Here is a 24,086-nt window from a genome sequence, read left to right on the forward strand (position 1 = left end):
AAAAATGGACCATGCCGATTAGGAACTGGTCGCTGGCAGTCCATCAATTTGCGATACGATTTGGCGAAAGAGTACCGAAGATTTGAAAAAACAAATTAACTGTTTACACAAAATTCCTGACAGTGCCCCCGATTTTTTTATTGCGTGTCGAAAGGTACAAAAAAGTGTGCTTTTACAAATCTATTACCAATCCAAATCGTCTAATTCGGGGATAATTTCACATAACTCGTCAAAAGTATCTTCCATATCATCAACTTTATCCTCGAGTTCATCGCTAATTTCTTCGAGATCGTCGCCGTATTCTTCCAGTTTATCGCTCAGCTCTTCCATTTCATCTTCATAATCTTCGAGCTCGTCTTCCATCTCTTCCAATTCGTCTTCATAATCTTCAAGAGCGTCTTCATAGTCATCCCAGTCATCATCGTCCAAATAAAGACCGCCAAGGCTACTACGCAGACTAAGGACCGCCTGTAGACTGGCCTGCGTGCCTATTATGGCGCCGATTTTTCCCATTTCGCCGCCGTAACGGCCCATAACGCCGCCGATTTCTCCCATTTTTTCGCCAATCTCGGCTACTTCTCGCGCTTGCTTGTAATACTTCTCTAAAAGCGGTTTTGCTTTGGCGTCGGTTTTAATTCTGTCTCCGTTTATGAATAACTCATGGTCCTCAGTTATCTCAACCTCGTCATCCATATCATGATTATAGAGAATTAAAATGTCATCTTCAAAATCAATGGTGAGGTTGTTATGATGATAAATACCGTGACGGTAATTATGATCATGATCAAAATCAAAGTCGAAGTCGAAGTCGAAATCAAAATCTTTGTCGAATTTATAATCTCGGTCAATTCTTGAATAGCGTTTCTTATTGTACTTTTTATATTTTTTCTTATTTGAGTCGGCCAGTATCGGAACCGCCAGTAAACCCGCCAGTATGAAAATCAATAACTTTTTCATGATAAGACTCCTCAACTATAGTACCTTTTGCCTGCTACCTACTATATAATAGACGACTTTTGGACGGGTAAGGTTGCCTGTAAATCTTAAATTTGTGCATAAAAAAAACCGGCCATTGACGGCCGGTTTTATATAAATGTTCGCCAGAAATGTGTTTAATCCCAATCCAATTCGCGAAGTTCAGGTATGGTTTCAAACATCTCATCAAAAGCGTCTTCCATATCCTCAACTTTTTCTTCAAGTTCATCGGCCCTATCTTCGAGCTTTTCAGCGCGCTTCTCTAATTTCCTCTCTTCCCTTTCCATCTCATCTTCAAGGTCTTCTTCATCATAACTGGTCAGCAGGAGTTTAAAAACGCCGCCGATAGCTTTCAAACCCATCCCGGCTCCGGCCAGGCCGATTTTTCCTCCCTCAATCCCGATTTGGACGGCCTCCTCGATAATATCATAAACTAAAGTATGGTATTCCCTTACGAGTTCCCCTTGCTCGGCATTTAGCTCGATCTTTTCATCGTTAATGATAAGTTCGTAGTTTTCAGTTATTTCGACCTCATCGTCGGTATATTCATAGTACAAGATGATGCCATCATCATCGAGATCAACCTCTATATCATCCATTGTAAATGTATGCCCGTCCAGTATCGAATAATTGTAATGTCTATGGCCGGCAAGGGTCGGAATTGTAATGATAAACATGAAGACGGAAAGAAAAATTAATGTCTTTTTCATCTTTAACTCCCATCCGAAAAAAGAAATTGTACCTATATTATTTGACGGATTTGACCCAAAAATGTTGCATTGGGCAGGCCGTCTTGAATTATCTAATCTCAATTAAAAATTCCTCCTTTGACCTTTCGACCCTCAAATGCTATACTAATCAACATATGTCAGGCTTTCGCGATATTGTCAGAAAAGATGTCATTTCCTGGGCGTTATACGATTTCGCCAATACTATTTATTCCATGAATATCCTCTCGCTTTATTTCGCCGGCTGGCTGATCGTCGATATGGGATATAAGGATATTTATTACTCTGCGGCATATTCGGTATCAATGCTTGCTTCGGCGATACTTATGCCGGCATTTGGCTATTTCTCCGACAGACCCTCCCGCTCATCTAATAAGACTCCCCAGAAGAAACTGATTTTACTGGCAGTTTTCACTTTCGGGGCGGTCATCTCGGTATTCGCGTTTTCTCTGACTCCGGTATCAGCGATTTTTCTTATTCTTTTCTTTTTTATGCTCTCCAATTTCTTCTTTGAAGGCGGTATAGTTTTTTATAACGCTCTTCTGGATTCGGTATCCAATAGCGGAAATGTTGGCAAGGTATCGGGCTTTGGAGTCGCCCTGGGTTATCTCGGTTCCATAGTTGGTATGATACTGGTATTGCCGTTTGTGACCGGCTCATTATTCGGTCTTGACATTCCCTTTATGTCAGCTGGGGGAAAATCAGCGGCGTTCATGCCAACAGCGATATATTTCGCCATATTCGCTATTCCGATTTTTCTCTTTGTTCGTGAAAAGCCGCGATCAGGATTTATTAATAACAATAATTCAATCGGCGACCCTGGTCTTTTAACTGCCTATAAAAATGTTTGGAAATCGCTTACTTCGACAAAAAAGTACCCCGGATTACTGCGATTTCTAATTTCCGACTATTTTTTCGAAGACGCCATCGCAACCGTGATTATCTTTATGGCCGTATTTATTGATCGGGTTTTGGGTATGGGTGACAGCGAGAAAGCCATATTTATGATAATCTCAACGGTGTTCGCAACGATAGGAGCCTATATATTCGGGCTTATGGCCGATAGAATTCACCCCAGGAAAGTATTGTCCTTTATCGTGGGCGGGTGGATAATTACGCTTGTGGTTTTTTCAGTTAACAGCATTCCCGCAATTTTCTGGATATCGGGGCCGATCGTCGGGGTGTTGTTGGGCGGGGTCTGGGCCGTGTCGAGGCCGCTGTTGATTCTTCTTTCGCCCCGGGAAAAACTGGGTGAATTTTTCGGTTTGTTCTCAATTTCCGGTCGGGCGGCGGCAATCTGCGGACCAATGGTCTGGGGTGCGGTCGTTTATTTGTTTTCTCAGGACTTTTTCATTGGTCAGGTCATTGCCGAGTCGTTTGAATTATCCGATGCCGCGGCGACGAAGCTACCTTATCGGCTGGCCGTATTATCCCTGGCGGTGATGATGGCATTTGGATTGTACATCTTTAGAAAAGTTCCTCTGGCCGAAAGAAAAAACGATGCGTGATCAAACGATAGAATATTATCAAAAGCGGGCAGCGGAATACGATAAGATTTACTACCGCGATAACCCAATGCGCCAGGCGGAATTAAAAGACCTGTATGGCTTGTCTCAGGGTGTTCTCTCGAAGCTGTCGGTACTTGACATTGCCTGCGGGACCGGTTTCTGGACGAGGATAATATCAGAACAGGCGCGCGAGATAACGGGAATTGACATCAATCAGGCGACGCTTGATGAAGCCGGCAAAAAGGAATACAATTGCCCGGTTGAATTTATTCCCGGTGATTGGCGGAAAATTCCGGAGATAGACAAACAATTCGACGGGCTTTTGATGACCTACGTTTTATCACATGTAAAGAGGCAGGATAGCGATACGCTCCGGGAAACAATCAAAAATATTATACCCGCCGGATCGCCGGCGTTTATATGCGATAATAATTTGATTTGCGAGATGGAAAAGGAATTAATCTGGGATAAGGAGAAGATAAATTCGTATAAATTGAGAAAACTCGAAAACGGGAAAAAATATATGATTCTCAAGAATTATTTTGATAATGAGGAATTACTCCGGATTTTTGAACAGTGGGGGAAAGTGCGCCGATTTATTTTTAAGGATTATTATTGGGCGGTCGTATTGACCCTGGAGTAAATGTATTATGGGACAGAATGTTATAACAGGCGTTATTCATGTGCATACGACCGACTCGGACGGGACGAAAACCCATGAGGAAATCGCGGTCATCGCCCGGGAAGCCAGGCTCGATTTTATAATCTTTGCCGATCATATGACTTTGCAATCATTGCACGATGGTCGCGAGAGATTTTATGACGGTGTTTTGGCTCTTATCGGGTACGAGCACAACGATACCGATGACTGTAATCATTATTTGATATTTGATAATGACGAAGTTTTTCCGGCGACCTGGGCAGCGGCTGAGTATGTTACCGCGGCGGCGGATAAGGGAGCTATCGGGATAATGGCGCATCCTGATGAAATCAGAGGGCGCGACGCCAGGTTTCGATCTTATCCCTGGACCGATTGGTCGGTAACGCGGTTTGACGGCATTGAAATCTGGAATCAGATGTCGGAATGGATGGAAAATCTCAAATTTTATAATCAGCTTCGAATGGTTTTCTCTCCCCGAAAATTTTTGCGTTCTCCCACCGATAGAATTCTGCGCAAATGGGATGAGCTCACTTCTAAGCGCAAAGTAGTCGGCATTGCCTCAGTTGACGCCCATGGATTCTTGTATCGCGCCGGGCCTTTGAAATTGACAATTTTCCCGTATAAAGTTCAATTTAAGACTCTCCGTTCGCACTTGGTCTTGCCGGAGCCGCTGTCTAAAGATTTCATAACCGCAAAAAAGCAGGTTTACGGAGCTATTCGGGAAGGCCGAGTATTTATGTCAAATTACCGCTGGGGAGACGCCGGTCAATTCAGTTTCGATATCTCAAACGCCGAAGAATCGGTGATAATGGGCGGTACCATCAGGCTCGACAGCAAGACAAAGGCAAGGATATCGGCGCCGACTAAAAGAAAGATAAAAATTATTCATAACGGCAATCCATTATTTGAATCCCAATCCCGCGAAATAGAATTCAATTTGAGCAAAACGGGCACTTATCGCGTGGAAGTGTATCGTGGCCGCAAAGGCTGGATATTTACCAATCACATCAGGGTTATTTCTTAACCGACGGCATCCTCAAAATTATATCATGGCCCTTCATAATTGCCCTAAAGCATTGAAAATGATATAATTATGATTTGGGCGGGTTACTCAACGAAAATCGCATATGCAAAGCATCACTCAATAATTCTAAATACTTATTGACACAATTGCGTAATGTTATTACTATGGCGGTCAACTATTTGGGACGGATGTAAATGTTTGAAATCTTCTACCCGATACTGGTTTTACTTCTCCTGGCAAGCGGCGCCGCGGCGGCGATGTTTATTCTATCAATTATTGTTGGTAAAAGATCCAAAGGCGAATTTAAGGCTGAGCCGTATGAGAGCGGAATCGCCCCGACCGGTGACACCAAAGAGAGATTTTCCGTAAAATTTTATATGATTGCCATTCTCTTCATCATTTTTGACCTGGAAGTAGTGTTTTTATATCCCTGGGCGGTAATCTACGATGAACTGGCTTTGTTTGGACTTATAGAGATGGCTGTCTTTATTGCTATTTTGCTGGTCGGTTATATTTATGTCCTGAGGGCAGGAGCTTTGAAGTGGGATTAGAAGAAAAAATCCCGGATGGGATCATACTATCTACGGTTGATTTCTTTGTCAACTGGTCGCGCAAATCATCAATGTGGCCCTTTGGATTTGGATTGGCCTGTTGCGCCATCGAAATGATATCGACATTCGCCTCTCATTATGATCTCTCCCGTTTTGGAATGGAAGTTTTGCGGCCATCGCCGCGCCAGGCTGATTTAATGATTGTCTCGGGACGAGTTTCCATTAAAATGGCGCCGGTAATTAAGCGTCTTTATGATCAAATGCCTAATCCCAAATGGGTTATATCGATGGGTGCCTGCGCTTCTTGCGGGGGAGTCTTCAACAATTACGCGATATTGCAGGGAGTCGATCGGATAATCCCGGTTGATATTTATATCCCCGGTTGTCCGCCGCGTCCCGAACAGCTAATTGACGGCATTATGAAATTACACCAGAAGGTCATGAAAGAGTCGCTAAAAGATAAAAAAGGGGCGGCCTGATATTAAATTTATATATTTATCGGATAGATTAAAATGAATCGGGATGAGCTGACTCAAAAAGAAAAAGAAGTACTGGACGCGCTGAAAGAGCAATTTGGCGATTCCATTTCCGGGCACGAAAGAACTTTCGGTCAGCTCTCTATATTTGTTGAAAATAACCTGATATTTAATATCGCTCAGTTTTTAAAAGACAACGAAAAATGCGGATTTGAGACCGTCTCTGATATTTGCGGGGTTGACTGGATCGATTGCTCCGAGATGCGGTACGAAATTGTATATGTCTTTTATTCCTTCCGGAACAATACCCGGGTATTAATTCGCACAACGCTGCCCGATGTGAATGAGCCCAAGATTCGGTCGATTCAGCCGCTTTATCCCGGGGCCGATTGGCTGGAGCGGGAAGTCTACGATATGCTGGGGATTGTCTTTGAAGGACACCCCGATCTCAGACGAATATTGACGCCCGAAGGATTCGAAGACTGGCCGCATCGTAAAGATTTTCCATTGACTTATGAAATGCCTCATTTCAGTCACAATAAAAATAAACCGCCGGAGATTATTAAATGAGCGCCGTCGCTTCCGAAAAAACGATGACGATTAATCTCGGGCCGCAACACCCCGCGACTCACGGCGTCCTGCGTGTTGTATTGGAACTCGACGGTGAAACTATTATAAAGGCGACACCTCATCTTGGTTATTTGCATACCGGTATAGAGAAAACGGCTGAAAGCAAGCTGTATTATAAAGTAATCCCAATGACTGATCGCATGGATTATCTATCGCCGATGTCAAATAATCTTGGTTTCGTTTTGGCGGTTGAAAAGCTATTGGGCATTGAGGTCCCGGAAAAAGTAAAATTCGCCCGGGTCCTTCTTTCGGAAATAACCCGCCTCAATAGCCATATTGTCTGGCTCGGCACGCACGCTCTCGACGTCGGGGCCATGTCGATGCTGCTTTATACTTTCCGCGAACGCGAACTCATTATGGATGTATATGAAGCGGTATCCGGACAGCGGATGATGTCCACCTATTTCCGGATCGGCGGTCTGGCGTATGATTTGCCTCTTGATTTTGATGAGAAAATTAAAAAGATCCTGAAAATATTTCCGGAAAAATTAAAAGATTATGAGAGGCTTCTCTCGAAAAACCGAATCTGGATAAAGAGACTGACCGGAATCGGCACTCTCACGGCCGAAGAGGCTCTTGATTTATCCCTCACCGGGCCGCTTCTGCGCTCGACCGGGGTCAATTATGATGTTCGCAAGGCTCAGCCGTATTCGGGCTATGAAAAATTTGATTTTGACGTTCCCCTGGGCAAAAACGGCGATTGTTATGACCGTTATTTAATCCGGATAGAAGAGATGAGGCAATCATTAAAAATAATCAAGCAGGCTCTGGACGGCATGCCGGAAGGTCCCTATTGCGCTGATGTTCCCGGCGTGGTCTTACCGCCCAAGCCCAAAGTCCTGACAGAGATGGAAGCCCTGATTTATCATTTCAAAATTATCACCGAAGGTTTTAAGGTTCCGGCCGGTTCTTACTATCAGGCAATTGAGTCTCCCAAAGGTGAATTGGGTTTCTATATGGTATCGGATGGTTCCGCCAAGCCGTATCGGATGCGAGTCCGACCGCCATCGTTTATTAACTTGCAGGCCCTGGAGCCGATGGTTCGGGGGGCTCTTGTCGCTGACGTCATAACCTGTATCGGTTCGATTGATATTGTACTGGGTGAGGTGGATCGATGATTTTGAACGACACCACCATACAGGAAATTAAAACACGCATGGTGCGTTATCCTTCGCGTCGTTCGGCAATATTACCGGCTCTGACAGCGGCCTATAAGCAAACCGGGCATCTCAACGATAAAATTTATCGAGAGATTTCAAAAATAATAAATATTCCGTATGTCGAAATCGCTGAGGCTGCTACTTTTTATACCATGTTCCCCAAGAAAGAAGTCGGCCGGTATTTGATACAGGTATGCCATAATATTTCCTGCTCCCTGCGCGGAGCGGATAATATGCTTGAATATCTGCAGGAAAAACTTGGAATTGGTATGGGTGAAACTACCCCTGATAATATGTTTACCCTGATTTCGGTGGAATGTCTGGGCGGTTGTTCAGCGGCCCCGATGATGCAGGTCTGGGATACCTACTATGAAGATTTGACACGGGGAAAAATAGACAAGATTTTGGCTGATTTGCATGCTCAGGCGGAAAAGGACGGTGATTGATATGGAAAAAGTCCTTTTCAAATATATCGATGAACCGGAACAGTACCGCATCGAAAATTATATCAAGAATGGCGGCTATCGGGCCATTCAGAAAGTATTCAAAGATTTTACCCCAGAGCAGGTCATTGAGACGACCAAACAATCGGGAGTACGGGGACGAGGCGGGGCCGGATTCCCGGCCGGATTGAAATGGGGATTTGTGCCCCAGAATACCGGTAAGCCGATCTATCTGTGCTGTAATGCCGACGAGTCGGAACCGGGAACGTGCAAAGACCGGGTATTGATGGAACGCGATCCGCATATGATTATTGAAGGCATCATGATCGCGTCGTATGCTATCAATTGTCATCATGCCTTCGTTTATGTCCGGGGCGAATTTGTTTATCCTGCCTATCGTGTCGAACTGGCCGTTAACGAAGCATACGAAAAAGGATACCTCGGCAAAAATATTTTTGACTCCGGCTACGATTTAGATATTGTCGTGCATACTGGAGGCGGGGCTTATATTTGCGGTGAAGAAACGTCTCTATTGTCGTCGCTTGAGGGAAGGCGGGGCAATTCCCGCATCCGTCCTCCGTTCCCGGCCGTCAAAGGTCTTTATGGCTGTCCTACCGTCGTCAATAACGTCGAGACGCTGGCCAGTCTTCCGAGCATCTTCAACAACGGCGTGGAATGGTATCGTTCGCACGGGACGGAAAAATCGCCGGGTACCAAGATATTCTCATTATCGGGAAATGTAAATCGTCCCGGAAATTACGAAGTCGATCTGGGAACGCCTCTGTCTTACATTATAAACGATCTGGGCGGTGGTATTCAGGATAGCAGAAAATTGAAAGCGATAATCCCGGGCGGTTCATCGACGCCTCTTTTAATGCCCGACCAGATAGATACGCCTCTGGATTATGAGTCAATGGCCGAGGCCGGTTCTATGCTGGGTTCGGGCGCAATAATTGTTATAGACGACCGGGCCTGCATGGTCTGGGTGATTATGAAACTAATGAATTTCTACGCCCATGAATCATGCGGTCGATGTACGCCATGCCGGGAAGGTACGGTCTGGTTGAAGCAAATTATTAACCGGATTGAAAACGGCGATGGCCGCAAAGGCGATATTGAGCTTATTCTGGACATCTGTGAAAATATTATAGGTCGGACGATTTGTCCTCTGGGTGACGCGGCGGTCATGCCGACCAGGTCGATTATCGAGCATTTCCGGGATGAGTTTGAATACCACATTGAGCATAAAAAATGTAAAGTGAAAACGGATTATCCGTTTGTGTAAATAAAATGACGGAAAACGGGAACAACAATCAGGTTACTTTTACTCTCGACGGTCAGCAAGTAACGGTCGCCAGGGGAACGACGATTCTTGAGGCGGCTCAGCAGGTTGGAATCGATATACCGTATTTTTGCTGGCATCCCAAGCTTGAATCGATCGGCGCCTGCCGGATGTGTCTGGTTTCCGTGGAAAAATTTCCCAAACCGGCGGTGGCCTGTGCGACTGAAGTTATGCCGGATATGATTGTCCGCACCGATACCGACGAAATTATCAAAGCCCGCCGGGGCGTTTTGGAATTTCTTCTTCTCAATCACCCCCTTGATTGCCCGACTTGTGACAAAGGCGGCGAATGCGATCTTCAGGATAATGTTTTCCGATACGGCACCGATAAATCGCGTCAGACTTTTACTCGTCTTCGCGTTCGTGACGATAAGACAATGCCGACTTTTGATGATAAACGGATCGGTCCGGAAATCATCCGCAACATGGATCGCTGTGTCACTTGTTATAAATGCGTTCGTTTTAACAAGGAAATCGCCGGAGAATACGATCTCGGCGCTTATGAACGAGGCCATCATACAATCATCGATACGCCTCCGGGGGAACAGATAGACAATTTTTATTCGGGAAATGTGGTTGAGATTTGCCCCGTGGGCGCGCTGACCAATACCGATTGGCGTTACAAAGTCAGAGTATGGAAGACCGAACAGGCCGATTCGATTTGCAGTCATGACGCCGACGGACAAAATATCACGCTCTGGTATGATCATCGTCAGCTTTTCCGGGCAACTTCGCGGCGCAATGATGATGTTGATGAAGGCTGGATTTGCAACGTTGCCCGTTACGGTTATCAATATGTTAGTAGTCCCGACCGCTTGAAAAAGCCGCTGATCAAAAAAGAAGGTAAGCAGGTGGAGGCCTCATGGGATGAGGCCATCGGGCTAATCGCGCGGCGGTTTAAGGAAATTAAAGAATCTAAAGGTAGTGTTTGCATCGCGGGGCTGGTAGGCGGGAATCAATCCAATGAAACCTGCTATCTCTTCAATAAATTTTTGCGTGGTAAACTGCATTCCAACTCTCTTGATTACCGGCTCGAATATGCGGAATTGAAGCACGACAATGAAAATGAAGCTTATGATAGCTTATTCTGCGCTCCGTTTAAAATAGCTGATTTGGAGAAGGCCGATACGGTATTTGTTTTCGCCAGTAATTTTATAAAAGAGCATCCGGCGGTTAATCTGAGACTGCGAAAAGCGTATCGAAAGAACGGGGCCAGAGTTTATACGGCTAATCCCCATGAAACAAAATCGGCCGATATCTCAATTGATGAGTTGATCTATAAGCCTGATACGGAAACAGCCTTTCTGGCGGGAATTATCCACGCTGTAATAGACAATAAGCTTTACATGGATATCGGGGAAGAAAAAGTCGCGGAAGTAAAAAAGATGCTTGGTCCGGCATCATTAGCCGAGTCGGCGAAATTGTGCGGAATCGATGAAGTTAGATTCGTGAATCTGGCTCAGGCGCTTTCTGAATCTGAGAATTTATTTATTCTGGGCGGTGACTTTATTGCCAAATCTCCTAAGCGGCATCGCTTCGCCAATGCCTTGTACAATCTGGCCAACCTTTTGGGTGTAAGCGATGAAAAGGCGGCAATATTAGCTTCAAATGCCAACTCGATGGGAGCCGCTCGTTTGGGAATACGCCCCAATCTATCTGAATCTCAAGCCGGTTTGCTGGCTGATAAATGGGGCGAAAAATTACCGGAATCAGACGGAGCCAATACATCTCAAATATTCAATCGGTCCTTAGATGAAGAAATCGACGCGATTTTTATCATGGGCGCTAATCCGGCCATGCGATATCCTGATGGTAATTTCGTCAATGCTGCCCTGGATAAGCTTGATTTTCTGGTTGTTGCCGATTTGTTTGAAACGGCGGCGAGCGCCAAAGCTGATGTCGTTTTGCCACTGGCCGGGTGGTCGGAACAGGAAGGCTCTTATTTGAATCTTGAGGGAAGATATCAAAAGTTTTATCAGGCTCTCGCGCCTGAACATGGCATAAAAACCGGAATCGAAATAATTAGATTAATTGCCCGCGCGATGGATATCGAACTTAGTCTGGATAATGACGATGAATTACGGGCGGAAACTCTTGAGATTATCAATGGTTATCAGCGTACGGCTCGAGATATAAATAAATTTTACGCGGTCGAACAGCATCAGATACAGGAGCATGGAGAATATCCTTATAGATTATATATCGGCAATGATTTGCACCATTTCGGGTATTACACCGAACATTGCCCTTCGCTGATGAGGTTTACATCCGAGCTTTATTTGGAAATATCTCCCAACCTGGCCGAAAAGCTGGGTATTGTAGAAGGCTCGTTGGTTAGAGTAGAATCATCATCCGGAAAGTTGGTTCTCAGGGCGCGTTTATCTGAATATTTTGAAGGCGATGTTTTGTTTATCCCAAATAATTTTGCCGCGACCGAGGTTAATACATTGATGTCCAAAAAAGGCGGCGGTTGGGTAAAATTAGAAAAACTGGACGATAAATAATGGCTGATTTAACGTTTGTAGCTATAATAACGGCCAAAGTGATTGTGATATTTTTGGCTGTTATGATCGGTGTCGCGTACTCCACCTGGCTGGAACGCAAACTGCTCGGCCATATTCAGCATCGTATGGGACCGACTTATGTTGGGCCGTTCGGACTGCTACAGCCGCTGGCCGACGGTTTGAAACTTCTATTTAAAGAAGATCTGGTGCTCAGTCGGGCGGAGCGGACGATTCATGCTATTGCGCCGCTTATCGCCTTTGTCCCGGGATTTCTGGCTTTTGCCGTGGTGCCAATCGGGGAACCGATCGAACTTTTTGGATATACCATTCCGCTTACGATTTCGGATTTAAATATCGGGATTCTTTTTATTCTGGCGACGACTTCTCTGGGCGTTTATGGAATCGCCCTCGGCGGTTGGGCCTCGGGCTCGAAATACTCTCTCCTGGGAGGGATTCGTTCCTCGGCCCAGATGATTTCTTATGAGGTTTCGTACGGACTGGCGTTGGTTCCGATCGTGATGATGGCCGGTACTTTTTCTCTTAAGGAAATCGTTGCTCAGCAGGCATCGGTATGGGATTGGTATGTATTTAAGAATCCGGTAGCCTTTTTGATTTTCTGGATTTGCGCTATCGCGGAAACAAATCGGTCGCCGTTTGATATGGCGGAGGCGGAATCTGAATTGGTCGGAGGGTACCTCACCGAATATTCGTCGATGCGATTTTCGATGTTCTTCATTGGCGAATACGCCAATATGTTGACAGCCGCGGCAGTAGTGGTGACTATTTTCTTTGGCGGCTGGAACGGCCCATTCTGGCCGGGCCCGTGGTGGTTGGTAGCCAAGGTGATTTTCTTCATGGCGATGTATATCTGGATTCGAGCGACGTTCCCGCGCGTTCGCTATGATCAGCTAATGGAATTGGGCTGGAAGGTGTTCTTCCCCATTGCCCTTTTGAATGTTTTGGTAACGGGAATAGTAATGTACTTGTGGTAATATGTGGCGAACATTTATTGACATAATCAAGACGACGGTTTTTGCTCTGCCAGTAGGGTTGTACACATCCATAAAGCACCTGTTTAAAAAGCCGGTTACCAGGAAATATCCCCGTGAGAAAATGGAGATGGCCCCGCGATACCGGGGACTGCATTATTTGGAACGATATGATGACGGCACCGAACGCTGCGTTTGCTGCGGTTTATGCGCCGCGGCCTGTCCGGCCGACGCGATTTATATGGAGCCGGATGAAAATGATAAAGGCGAGCGGCTTGCCAAAGTTTATGAGATAAATATTATCCGCTGTATCTTTTGCGGATTTTGCGAGGAGGCTTGTCCCGAGGAGGCGATTTTCCTCGGACATGAATATGAGCTTGCGGATGACCGGCGCGATAAGTTTATTAGAAGCAAGGATGATATGCTGGTTGGGCATCCCCGCAAGGATCGGCCGTATAAAACGATTCATCGGCGGGTCCGGAAACATTATTAAATTAGGCCTGGAGGTTAGTCTGTGACAGTTGAAATGATTGTGTTCGCGGCCGCGGCGATTATCGCCCTGGCTTCGGCAGTCATGGTCATTACAGTCCGGAATCCGGTGGGTTCGGTATTGTATTTGATACTGTCGCTTTTGGCTCAGTCGGTTTTATATATTCAACTGTCGGGTCTGTTCATCGCCGCATTTTTGGTGCTTGTTTATGGTGGAGCCATTTTGGTTTTATTCTTATTTGTTATCATGTTGCTCAATATCAAGTATGCCGATTTGGGTCCGGACAGTTCCCCTGGCATAAAGTCAATGGCCTGGGTTTTCGGGGCGGTTCTTTTGGCTGAGATGGTCTGGGTGTCGATGGGCGTGTCAACCGGGATACCGGCCGCCGATGGAGATTTTGGTTCGGTACCGGAAGTAGCCCGACTGCTTTACGGCAAGTTTGTATTTCCTTTCGAATTGACCTCGGTATTGTTATTGGCGGCGATTGTCGGAGCGGTTATAATGGCCAAAAAGGAGCTTTCGCGATGATACCGCTTGATTATTATATAATACTTTCCGCCTTTTTGTTTGTCGTGGGTGTGATTGGAGTGGTGATTTCTCGCAATTTGATTGTGATGTTCATGTCGATTGAGATTATGCTTAACGCCGGTAATCTGGCATTGATGGCTTTCTCGAGGTATTTGCAAAATATGGATGGCCATGTGTTTGTCTTTCTGGTAATGGCGGTCGCGGCGGCTGAGGCGGCGGTCGGGCTGGCGATTATTATCGCCGTGTTCCGAAATCGGGAATCAGTGAATTCCGATTCGCTTAATTTGATGAAATGGTAAATATGTTTGATTATTTATACATAGTTCCTCTCCTGCCGTTACTTGCGGTGCTCATAAACGGACTGCTGTATAACAAAATGTCAAAAACAGCGGTTCAAAGTCTTGCTGTCGGTTCGGTAGGATTATCATTTATTGCCTCGGTTATTTTATTTTTTGAGCTTTTGGGTTTTGAACCGGCACAACGAACAGTTGAACAAATTTTATTTTCATGGATTCCGGTCGGTTCGTTGCAGCTTAATATCGCCTTTCTTTTGGACCCTCTGTCGGCGGTGATGATTCTGGTCGTAACCGGAGTCGGTTTTTTGATTCATGTCTATTCTATCGGCTACATGGCCCATGACGCCGGCGTTAAAAGATATTTTATATACTTGAACCTGTTCATGTTCTCGATGCTGACGCTGGTATTGGGAAACAATTTGATCCTGCTATTCGTCGGTTGGGAAGGCGTCGGGCTGTGCAGTTATTTGTTAATCGGTTTCTGGTTCCATAAGAAATCGGCTTCCGATGCCGGCAAAAAAGCATTTATTGTCAATCGTATTGGTGATATCGGGTTTATTCTGGGAAGTTTTATCATCTTCTGGATCGCCGGAACGCTCGATTTTGTTGAAATGCGAAACGTATCCGCTGAAGTTTTCACTATTGGCGGGGCGATGATTACGGCGGCTACTTTGCTATTGTTCTTTGGCGCTACCGGCAAATCGGCCCAGATTCCTTTGTATATCTGGTTGCCCGACGCGATGGAAGGTCCTACTCCGGTTTCGGCTTTGATTCATGCCGCGACAATGGTAACCGCCGGAGTGTATTTGCTCGTGCGTTTGAATTTTCTGTTTGTGATGGCTCCAACAACAATGCTGGTTGTCGCGATTGTCGGATGCTTGACGGCGTTTGTGGCGGCTACAATCGGTCTGGCGCAAAATGACATCAAGCGAGTTTTGGCTTATTCAACCGTTAGCCAGTTGGGATATATGATGATGGCCTGCGGTGTCGCGGCCTTTACCGCCGGAATTTTTCATCTTATGACTCACGCGTTTTTCAAGGCGGTGTTATTCCTCGGTTCCGGTTCGGTTATCCATGCCATGTCGAATGAGCAGGATATGCGCAAGATGGGCGGGCTCAAGAAACATCTGCCGGTTACGTATTTGACGTTTCTTATGGGGACTTTGGCGATTGCCGGAATTCCCGGTTTTTCCGGATTCTTTTCCAAAGATGAAATTTTGTGGAAATCATTTTCGTCAGGTAACGGCCATTGGATTTTCTGGGCGGTCGGCGTTATCACTGCCGTTTTGACGGCATTCTATATGTTCCGATTATTGTATCTTACGTTTTTCGGGCAGGGTCGGTATGATCAGCATACTGCCGACCATTTGCATGAATCTCCCAAAGTGATGACAATGCCGCTTGTGGTTCTGGCGGTTCTATCAGTGATTGGTGGTTGGGTTGGCATACCGCTCGCTCTCGGCGGCGGCGCGCATTTTGAAAAATTTCTTGAACCGGTAATTGGCGGTTACGGTTCGCATGCCCTGGGCGCCGACGTTCATCAAGATGCTTCTTTAGAATATGGTTTGATGGCCTTAACAATTGTCTTGATCTTAATCTCAATATACCTGGCGTGGTATTTTTATCGGAAGAATATCGCCAAAGCCGGTTCATTGCGCGAAACATTTTCCGGCCTACATAAGGCTTTGCTGAATAAATACTGGGTCGATGAATTTTACGGCTGGTCGATTGTCCGACCGGTTGTCAACGGTTCGGTGTTCTTGTGGAAGGTTTTTGATGTTCTGATTATCGACGGCATCGCAGACGGTTTGGCACAAATTACTCGTGACGCATCCGATAATTTCCGGAAAATGCAAACCGGTAATTTGCGTGGTTACATGGCGGCCTTTTTGATCGGGGCCGTTTTGTTAGTCGGGTTTTTGGTGGTGAGGTAGGAAATGGATAGCTGGATACTGACAATCGTTACTTTCCTGCCGATACTGGGAGTTTTGGCACTTCTTTTGATCCCCAAATCTCACCACGTATCGATACGTCACACGACGCTGTTTTTTACACTTTTAACTTTTGCCGCATCACTGTGCCTGCTGTTACGTTTCGACAACGCCGCCAGCGGAATGCAGTTTGTAGTAAACGTCCCCTGGGTGGAACAATTCGGAATTAGTTATCATTTGGGCATTGATGGCATTAGTCTGCTATTGATATTACTGACGACATTTTTAACGGCCATCGCGGTTTTATCCGCGTTTAAGGCCGTTAAGCATTCCCATCAGGGATTTTATGTTTTGATATTGCTTCTTGAGACTGGTATGTTAGGTGTGTTCGCCGCGCTGGATCTGTTTTTGTTTTATGTCTTCTGGGAAGTAATGCTGATTCCGATGTATTTCCTGATAGGCATCTGGGGCGGGCAACGTCGCGTTTACGCCGCAATCAAATTTGTTCTCTTTACGATGATCGGGTCGCTTCTTATGCTGGTCGCGATACTGGTCATCTATTTCCAATATCATAATATTTTTGGCGAATATACCTGTGATTTGATAAAAATAACCTCCCTGCCTTTGGCGGCGAATTTACAGTTCTGGCTCTTTGCCGCTTTTGGGCTGGCTTTTATAATAAAGGTTCCTATGTGGCCGTTCCATACCTGGCTTCCCGATGCTCACGTTGAAGCGCCCACCGCCGGTTCGGTCATTCTGGCCGGAGTTCTTTTGAAAATGGGTACCTACGGCTTTATTCGTTTTTGTCTGCCGCTGTTTCCGATTGCGACTTTTGAGTTTATGCCATTGATTTCTATTCTGGCTGTGATAGGCATTATTTATGGCGCGTTGGTGGCCATGGTTCAGAAAGATATCAAATCTTTGGTTGCGTATTCCTCAGTATCGCATATGGGATTTGTGATGCTGGGCATGATGGCGATGAACCTGCAGGGCATGCAGGGCTCTATAATTCAGATGATAAATCACGGCATATCGACAGGAGCCTTGTTTATCCTGGTTGGGATGATTTATGAACGCCGCCATACCCGTTTGATATCTGAATATGGCGGTCTGGCGCATCGATTACCCGTATATTCGACATTCTTCATGATAGTTCTTCTTTCATCAATCGGCGTTCCCGGTACTAACGGATTCGTTGGCGAGTTTCTAATACTTCTGGGCACCTGGACGTATAACAAGGTGTATGCGGTTCTGGCCGCTTCGGGCGTTATCTTTGCCGCCTGTTATATGCTGTGGATGTACCAGCGAGTATTCTTTGGCAAGTTGACTAATCCGGCCAATGAGAAATTGCTGGATTTGGATCTGCGCGAGAAAATCGTTCTGATACCGTTGGTTGTCATGATATTCTGGATAGGGATTTATCCCAAACCGTTTTTCACTCTATTGGAACCGGCGGTTAAGGACGTTATCGCCCGCGTCGAAAAGGGTCGAAGCGCGTACGAAGCGTATAGTGAATTAACTGATGATGAAATTGTAGTCTCTGAGACGACAATTGAAGCCAGCAGGGAGAGTGAATAATGCCGAATGTCAAAATGTATACCAAACCCGGTTGTCCTTATTGCACGGCGGCGAGAGAGAATTACAACGACCGGGGCGTTGAATTTGAGGATATAAATGTCATTGACAATCCTATGGCGCAGGAAGAATTATTAAAGTTATCCAACGGTCAGAAGATTGTGCCGGTGATCATTGATAACGGTGAAGTAAAAATAGGCTGGGGCGGAGGCTGAGGATTTTAGCCTTTATGCGGTCGTGAACCGCGTCCCTTGCCAACGGAGAGAAATATTATGTCGCAATTAAGCGCGGCCATTAATCTGAATATATTGCTGCCGGAAATAACATTGCTTGCCGCGGCCTTTATTCTTTTGATTTTCATTCCCCTGATGCGGCAAAGAATTTTTTCAGTCGTGTTGTCAATAATAGCCGTCTTAGTTTCCTTGATGTTTGTTGTCAAATCATGGAATAATCCTCAGTCCGCTTATTTTGGCATGGTTGTCTGCGATAATTTCTCTCTCTTCTGCAAAGCCATTTTTCTCTTCACCTGCGGTTCGGTGGTGATGCTTTCGCGCGATTACCTGAAAAGCCGGGGATTGGATCGCCCCGAGTATTATGCCATGCTTTTGATATCGACGACCGGTATGATGTTCATGGTCTCATCATCAGATTTGATGGTCATCTTTATCGGCCTGGAGATAATGTCGCTGCCGCTGTATGTATTGGCCGGTTTCCTGCGTGATAATCTGCGCTCAAACGAAGCGGCTGCCAAGTATTTCTTTATGGGAGCATTTGCTTCAGCCTTTTTCCTGTATGGCATCGCATTGGTGTATGGCGGTACAGGGACAACCGATCTGGCCGAAATATATATGTCGACCGGCGTCGCGATTCATCAATTCCCAATGTATTTCCTGATCGGGGCGGCGATGGTATTGATCGGTTTCGCTTTCAAAATCGCGTCGTTTCCGTTCCATATGTGGGTTCCCGATGTATATCAGGGAGCTCCGACGCCGATAACGGCATTTTTCTCGATTGGCCCCAAGGCGGCCGGAGTGGCGACTTTGCTGCGCATATTTATGATCGGATTCTGGGGAGTGTTTGATACTTACGGCCCGCTCTTCTGGATGCTGGCTTTCCTGACCATGACGGTCGGTAATATTCTGGCGGTGATGCAAAGCGATGTCAAACGGATGCTAGCTTATAGTTCCATTGCTCATGCCGGGTATTTACTGGTCGCGGTGACGGCGGGAAGCAATGATGCGGTTTCGGCGGCGCTGTTTTACCTGCTGGCTTACAGCTTTTTCAATATGGGCGCCTTCGCGATTATCACGCTAATAGAAAACAAAACCAAATCAAACGATATTCAAGCGTTCCGGGGATTGAGCTCAAAACACCCCTGGCTGGCTGTGTTATTGGCGCTGTTTATGTTTTCGCTGGCTGGATTTCCGCCTACGGCCGGATTCGTGGGGAAATTCTATGTCTTTTCGGCAGCGATTAAATCGGGTCTGATATGGCTGGTTGTTGCCGCTGTCATAAATAGCCTGATATCCGTTTATTATTATCTGCGTCCTCTCAAGGCGGCCTTCTTCGATAGAGCGGAGGGCGACGATGTTACCGTCAGGGATTTAACTCTCAGTCCCTTATTCGTGATAGTTCTAATACTGACCGGATTGGGTTCTCTGGGATTGGGGATATTCCCAGGCTATTTCATCGACCTTGCCGCCGCCTCGGGCCTGATAATTCTGTAAGAAGACTATATTCTAATTAAATTCTTCGCAAATTGAATTCATAATGCATACAGGCACGGCTCCGGGCCGCCTTTGAAAATATGATTAATCATATACACGGCGTCGCCGATATTGCCGTTGCCGTCGCAGTTGGCGTCGGCTTCTTTGGGATGCACCGGATTGGGTCCGCCCTTGAAAACCCAATTAATGATAAAGACAGCGTCGCCGACGTTGACATCGCCATCGTTATTGGCGTCTCCCGACAATTCCCAAATGGTATGAGTGTAGTCAAATAAAATGGCAGTACCGTCACCAATTATATTTTCCGCCGGTAATCCCCGAATCACATAAGGCGTGGCCGAGCAGCCCCGGGCGGCGATACCAATCGTTGCGGTTTGTTCCAGGCCGGTTGTGCCGACCGACTTGTATTGAAACTTGATATTTCCGTTTTTACTCAGAATAACCTGGAAGGTAGTCAATGTATCGTCGGGCGAATTGAAATTTCCGATTTTGTTGTATTGCACAATGAACGTATCCCGCTCGGGTGAACGATAATAATATACTCGTCCATGTCCGCCAATTCCTGGGTCCATATTGAGATCGTTCCAGAAGGGTGATATCACCGTTTCAAAAGGCGCCCCGGGAATATCAAGATCATCGAAAAATCCTTCAAAACTGACATCGACATCCGTGAATGAAACGGCTCCGTTGGCGCCAAAATAAATCTCGCCATAAGCGGTATCATAGAAGGGAAAATCAAATTCCAGCGCGACCGGACCGAACGAACCGTCATCAAGTATATCTACCGATGTATAATTATTGTACCACAAATGCGACGGAGCAATATATCCGATGGCTTCGATATTGATCCAGTTGTATTCGGCATCTGTATTATCGGGATACGTCGCAGGCACATAACTTGTGTCTTCGCATAGAACCTCGAGAAAAATCGGCAGCAGGATTTCATCATCGTGCGCTTCCCCCGAAGGTCCAAATTGAATCAGTATTTGGCCTTTTAGCATCCCAAGTGTCTGGTCGCCGATGTCAGGTGAGAGGTCAAAATCAAGCGAAACCGAACCTTCGGCAAGAACCGTACCTGATGAATTTTGAATAGTAATCCAGTCGGCAGTATTATCTTCGCCCATGGGCTGAGCCGAGGCGGTAAAATCAATCTCCTGATCAACGGATAAATTCTCCAGCAGAACCGACATATTCAAAACCGTTTGATCGGTAGCAGCCGTATCTATATAATAGGGATTTACAGTCAGATCATAAGGTAGAGGCAGAACCGTATCTGCGGCCTGTATGTCCGGCCGAGGGCCTATATGCCGGGTTGTAATTCCCTGCTGAGGTGACCCGGTTGCTATCAGGACGTCGCGCATCCTATCAGCGTCCAGTGTGGCCCCACTGAATTTGTTTTTATAAATTCCCTGCAAGGATACAACTGTTCCGGCGACAATTGCCGCCGCCGAAGATGTGCCGTTAAAATCTCCGGTATAATTCTGGCGTTCATCGCCACCGCCATTGAACAAGTCGCCGTAACCGGTAGTGACGACTTCGCGGCCATGTCCCTGAACGTTTACTCTCTCGCCATAATTGGAAAAATCGAGCCAGGAACGATCCGTTCCGAAATTTCCCGAGGGGGGAGCTCCTGCACCTACCATAATGGCATGGGAATTCCTCCCGGTAGTATCGAAAAGATTTTCATAAAGCGCATCATCGAGATTTTCAGCTCCGTTCCCGGCCGCTTCGACTACTATAATTCCTTTAGCCCAGGCGTACTGGATAGCGTCAAATATATCCTGCCAGTACTCTACGCAAACATAACCCCGCTGGTCGGTGCGAACCGCGAAATTATACCTGGGACCCGGCGCGTTGATCTCGATTAATATGATATCGCCGGCGTCCAATTGCTCAATGGCGAGTAGTATCGCTTCGCTTATATTGTAGGTTAAATAGGAAACCATGCCGACTTCGACCGCCGACGAAATCCCTGAAACTCCAAAGCCATCGACTCCGGATTTGATTATGCCCAGGACAGCCGTTCCGTGGTTACGAGTCAGAAAATCTCCCGGAGGATCTCCGCCAAGAATGAGGTCGGGACTGAGGTCTAAATCTTCGTGATCAACGACCCAATCGCCTTCAATATCAAATAATTTAACTCCGGAGCCGTCGCCGCCGGAAATCGTTTGCGCGTAGTCGGCGTCAACGCCGTCCGGGGCAGGCCGAAGATAATCCTGATCGCCGGAGTAATCGGGAGTCGGAGGGTCAATATCACCGGCCGGTTCGAAATGAGGTTGCGCATAAGCAATCTCTACTTCGGGTAGCTTGTTCAATTGATTAATTAGATTTTCGGCTTCACCAGATGAAGAAACTGTGATGGCGATATAATTGTTGAAGTCGGCCAATTCGTGACCGCTTTTGCTTTCAAGAATTTGTTTTTGCTTATCCAGAATATCGACAGGTTTGGAAACGAGTCTTGCTATTTCGGTATTTGATTTGACTGAGAGAACTTCATTAATTCCGCTTAGGTTCCTTCCCGATAGAGAAACTAAAACATTTCTAAACAGCCTTAACTTCGTATCCTTGACCAGCTTGACTATTACCCGATTGACATTGAATGAAAGGTCAATTGTAATTTTGTCCGGTTTGGAAGCCGGTTGACGGAATTTCAGGGTGTGTGCAGATTTTGTTGTTTTGTCCTTCTTGACTTGTGACGGTAGACAGATTGAAGACATAAGAAACAGGCAAATTATAAAAACAAACCGTCGTTTACCAGAGGGATTAGTCATTAAAAACTCCAATATATCGGTTCGGCGGTAAGATAGGCACCGGAAGTAGTTACTAATACAATATACACTGATACCCTTTTTTTTCAAACAGGTTTCAAAGCGGTTCAAATATATTATCGGTAAGAATCGAGAAATATTGGAGTATATTAGCCGAGACGTAATTTATTCTTTAACTTGTCATTAGCTTCGATTTTTATCGGGTATTTTCCGGTGAAACAGCCCACGCAAAAATCCCTATGAGGCAGAGAGGGCATGGCCAGCATGCCTTCTACTGATAGATAACCTAGGGACTCGACTTTCAGGTACTGCCTGATCTCTTCGATAGTTTTTTTATTGGCAATAAACTCCTTACGAGTGGGCATATCAATCCCGAAGAAACAGGGAGAAATTATCGGCGGCGATGAGACTCTGAAATGAACTTCCTTAGCTCCGGCCTGGCGGACAAGCTGCACGAGCTTTTTGGAAGTTGTTCCCCGGACGATAGAATCGTCAACTAAAACGACCCGGCGGCCTTTCAGAACGCCTTTAACCGGATTGAATTTTATTTTAACATCAAGGTCTCGGATTTTTTGATCGGGTTCGATAAATGACCGACCGACATAATGATTTCGAATTAAGCCGATTTCAAACCTGATGCCTGATTGCTCGGAAAAACCCAAAGCCGCGGTGTTGGCTGAGTCGGGTATGCCGATTACGATATCCGCGTCGACCGGATGTTCCTGAGCCAGAAGGCGTCCAAGGCGGCGACGAACTTTATCGACGTTTTCTCCGAAGACGATCGAATCAGGCCGGGAGAAATATATATACTCAAAAATACAAAAAGCTTTGCGGGATTTGCGGAGAGGAAACTCAGATTTCAAACCATCTGACGATATTTCGAGAACCTCGCCCGGTTCAATATCCCGAACATATTTCGCTCCGATGATGTCAAAAGCGCATGTCTCAGACGCAACGACATGATATCCGTTTATTTTGCCCAGAACCAGGGGACGAAAACCCCACGGATCACGGGCGGCAATTATTCTGTCTTCGGCGCAGAATAAATAACAGTAGGCTCCGCGTAATGCCTTGACCGCCTCGCAAACCTGACCAAATGTATCTTTGGATTTGGATTTGGCGACGAGATGCAAAACGATTTCGGTATCGGAAGTCGTTTGAAAAATCGATCCGCGATTCTCCAGCTTATCTTTCAATTGCATCGAATTAGTTAAATTGCCATTTTGAGCCACGGCCAGCATGCGGTCACGATTGGTAATTAAGAGCGGTTGGATATTTGTCAGGGAACTGGCGCCAGTGGTGGAATAGCGAGTATGGCCGACGGCGATTGTGCCTTTCAATTTCTCAAAAATCGACTTATCCGAAAAAACGTCCGAAACCTGACCCATGCCTTTATAAAGATTTAGACGATTGTTATATGAAGTAACGATTCCTGCCGATTCCTGCCCGCGATGCTGCAGAGAGTACAGACCGAAATATGTCATTTCGGCGGCTCGGCGGGGTCCGAATATCCCGAAAATCCCACATTTATCGTGAAACATCTCTTCCGTCATCCCAGCTATCCCTATCCAAAAAAAATAAGTTTATAAAGATTTTGACCGCCTGTCAAGCCTTCTTCGCTATATTCTTGTGCAACATATATGAAACGATCTTCACAATCAAGACATGGTTGAAATGTGATTTTTAAATGAATGGGTTATGGATATTATCCCGCTTCTCGCAAGTATAAATATTTAAGGAAGTTACTTCTCCGCTTTTACAAAGTATGGGATGGCGCCCA

Annotated in this window: 22 protein-coding genes; 18 read left to right on the forward strand and 4 right to left on the reverse strand. The window is 46.0% G+C overall.

Annotated features, from left to right (window positions below):
- Positions 1 to 183 precede the first annotated feature (183 nt).
- On the reverse strand, positions 184 to 957 hold the full coding sequence (locus tag V3V99_13615; protein ID MEE9443696.1) for a hypothetical protein: 774 nt from the start codon (positions 955 to 957) through the stop codon (positions 184 to 186).
- Positions 958 to 1,112: 155 nt separating this feature from the next.
- Positions 1,113 to 1,685: a hypothetical protein gene (locus tag V3V99_13620; protein ID MEE9443697.1), complete on the reverse strand. Its 573-nt coding sequence runs from the start codon at positions 1,683 to 1,685 to the stop codon at positions 1,113 to 1,115.
- 83 nt (positions 1,686 to 1,768) lie between these two features.
- Between V3V99_13620 and V3V99_13625 the strand changes: the two genes are divergently transcribed.
- The 18 genes from V3V99_13625 (at position 1,769) to V3V99_13710 (ending at position 19,538) form a co-directional block, all read left to right on the forward strand.
- A complete protein-coding gene (locus tag V3V99_13625) occupies positions 1,769 to 3,211 on the forward strand; it encodes an MFS transporter (protein ID MEE9443698.1) in 1,443 nt (480 codons plus the stop codon).
- Complete coding sequence (locus V3V99_13630; GenBank protein MEE9443699.1) at positions 3,204 to 3,854, forward strand: class I SAM-dependent methyltransferase; 651 nt, start codon at positions 3,204 to 3,206, stop codon at positions 3,852 to 3,854. The genes V3V99_13625 and V3V99_13630 overlap by 8 nt, the downstream gene beginning before the upstream one ends.
- A 7-nt stretch (positions 3,855 to 3,861) precedes the next feature.
- Complete coding sequence (locus V3V99_13635; GenBank protein MEE9443700.1) at positions 3,862 to 4,896, forward strand: histidinol-phosphatase; 1,035 nt, start codon at positions 3,862 to 3,864, stop codon at positions 4,894 to 4,896.
- Positions 4,897 to 5,090: 194 nt separating this feature from the next.
- Positions 5,091 to 5,447 carry an NADH-quinone oxidoreductase subunit A gene (locus V3V99_13640; protein ID MEE9443701.1) on the forward strand — a complete coding sequence of 119 codons (357 nt, stop codon included), beginning with the start codon at positions 5,091 to 5,093 and terminating at the stop codon, positions 5,445 to 5,447.
- Positions 5,438 to 5,926, forward strand: a complete 489-nt coding sequence (locus V3V99_13645; protein ID MEE9443702.1) for an NADH-quinone oxidoreductase subunit B family protein — start codon at positions 5,438 to 5,440, stop codon at positions 5,924 to 5,926. The genes V3V99_13640 and V3V99_13645 overlap by 10 nt, the downstream gene beginning before the upstream one ends.
- Before the next feature lie 33 nt (positions 5,927 to 5,959).
- Positions 5,960 to 6,493 carry an NADH-quinone oxidoreductase subunit C gene (locus V3V99_13650; protein MEE9443703.1) on the forward strand — a complete coding sequence of 178 codons (534 nt, stop codon included), beginning with the start codon at positions 5,960 to 5,962 and terminating at the stop codon, positions 6,491 to 6,493.
- Positions 6,490 to 7,671, forward strand: coding sequence for an NADH dehydrogenase (quinone) subunit D (gene nuoD, locus V3V99_13655; protein ID MEE9443704.1), 1,182 nt, complete (start codon positions 6,490 to 6,492; stop codon positions 7,669 to 7,671). The genes V3V99_13650 and nuoD overlap by 4 nt, the downstream gene beginning before the upstream one ends.
- Positions 7,668 to 8,159 carry an NAD(P)H-dependent oxidoreductase subunit E gene (locus V3V99_13660; GenBank protein MEE9443705.1) on the forward strand — a complete coding sequence of 164 codons (492 nt, stop codon included), beginning with the start codon at positions 7,668 to 7,670 and terminating at the stop codon, positions 8,157 to 8,159. The genes nuoD and V3V99_13660 overlap by 4 nt, the downstream gene beginning before the upstream one ends.
- 1 nt (position 8,160) lies before the next feature.
- Positions 8,161 to 9,441, forward strand: coding sequence for an NADH-quinone oxidoreductase subunit NuoF (gene nuoF / locus V3V99_13665; GenBank protein MEE9443706.1), 1,281 nt, complete (start codon positions 8,161 to 8,163; stop codon positions 9,439 to 9,441).
- A 5-nt stretch (positions 9,442 to 9,446) separates the two neighbouring features.
- Complete coding sequence (gene nuoG, locus V3V99_13670) at positions 9,447 to 12,002, forward strand: NADH-quinone oxidoreductase subunit NuoG (protein MEE9443707.1); 2,556 nt, start codon at positions 9,447 to 9,449, stop codon at positions 12,000 to 12,002.
- On the forward strand, positions 12,002 to 12,994 hold the full coding sequence (gene nuoH, locus V3V99_13675; GenBank protein ID MEE9443708.1) for an NADH-quinone oxidoreductase subunit NuoH: 993 nt from the start codon (positions 12,002 to 12,004) through the stop codon (positions 12,992 to 12,994). Before nuoG ends, nuoH begins: the two co-directional genes overlap by 1 nt.
- A gap of 1 nt (position 12,995) precedes the next feature.
- A complete protein-coding gene (gene nuoI / locus V3V99_13680) occupies positions 12,996 to 13,484 on the forward strand; it encodes an NADH-quinone oxidoreductase subunit NuoI (GenBank protein MEE9443709.1) in 489 nt (162 codons plus the stop codon).
- A gap of 21 nt (positions 13,485 to 13,505) precedes the next feature.
- Positions 13,506 to 14,009, forward strand: coding sequence for an NADH-quinone oxidoreductase subunit J (locus tag V3V99_13685; protein ID MEE9443710.1), 504 nt, complete (start codon positions 13,506 to 13,508; stop codon positions 14,007 to 14,009).
- On the forward strand, positions 14,006 to 14,308 hold the full coding sequence (gene nuoK, locus V3V99_13690; GenBank protein MEE9443711.1) for an NADH-quinone oxidoreductase subunit NuoK: 303 nt from the start codon (positions 14,006 to 14,008) through the stop codon (positions 14,306 to 14,308). Before V3V99_13685 ends, nuoK begins: the two co-directional genes overlap by 4 nt.
- 2 nt (positions 14,309 to 14,310) lie before the next feature.
- Positions 14,311 to 16,239, forward strand: coding sequence for an NADH-quinone oxidoreductase subunit L (gene nuoL / locus V3V99_13695; protein MEE9443712.1), 1,929 nt, complete (start codon positions 14,311 to 14,313; stop codon positions 16,237 to 16,239).
- 3 nt (positions 16,240 to 16,242) lie between these two features.
- Positions 16,243 to 17,814, forward strand: coding sequence for an NADH-quinone oxidoreductase subunit M (locus V3V99_13700; protein MEE9443713.1), 1,572 nt, complete (start codon positions 16,243 to 16,245; stop codon positions 17,812 to 17,814).
- Positions 17,814 to 18,026 (forward strand): glutaredoxin family protein, encoded by a 213-nt coding sequence (locus tag V3V99_13705; protein ID MEE9443714.1) that lies wholly within the window; start codon positions 17,814 to 17,816, stop codon positions 18,024 to 18,026. The genes V3V99_13700 and V3V99_13705 overlap by 1 nt, the downstream gene beginning before the upstream one ends.
- A 57-nt stretch (positions 18,027 to 18,083) precedes the next feature.
- The gene (locus V3V99_13710; protein ID MEE9443715.1) at positions 18,084 to 19,538 is read left to right on the forward strand and encodes an NADH-quinone oxidoreductase subunit N; all 1,455 of its coding nucleotides are present in this window, start codon (positions 18,084 to 18,086) and stop codon (positions 19,536 to 19,538) included.
- A 38-nt stretch (positions 19,539 to 19,576) separates the two neighbouring features.
- Here V3V99_13710 and V3V99_13715 read toward each other — a convergent pair whose 3' ends face one another.
- Positions 19,577 to 22,309, reverse strand: a complete 2,733-nt coding sequence (locus V3V99_13715; protein ID MEE9443716.1) for a S8 family serine peptidase — start codon at positions 22,307 to 22,309, stop codon at positions 19,577 to 19,579.
- A gap of 146 nt (positions 22,310 to 22,455) precedes the next feature.
- Positions 22,456 to 23,859, reverse strand: a complete 1,404-nt coding sequence (gene purF / locus V3V99_13720; GenBank protein ID MEE9443717.1) for an amidophosphoribosyltransferase — start codon at positions 23,857 to 23,859, stop codon at positions 22,456 to 22,458.
- Positions 23,860 to 24,086 lie beyond the last annotated feature (227 nt).

This window comes from Candidatus Zixiibacteriota bacterium, from assembly GCA_036480375.1.
In the GTDB taxonomy this organism is placed as follows: domain Bacteria; phylum Zixibacteria; class MSB-5A5; order GN15; family JAAZOE01; genus JAZGGI01.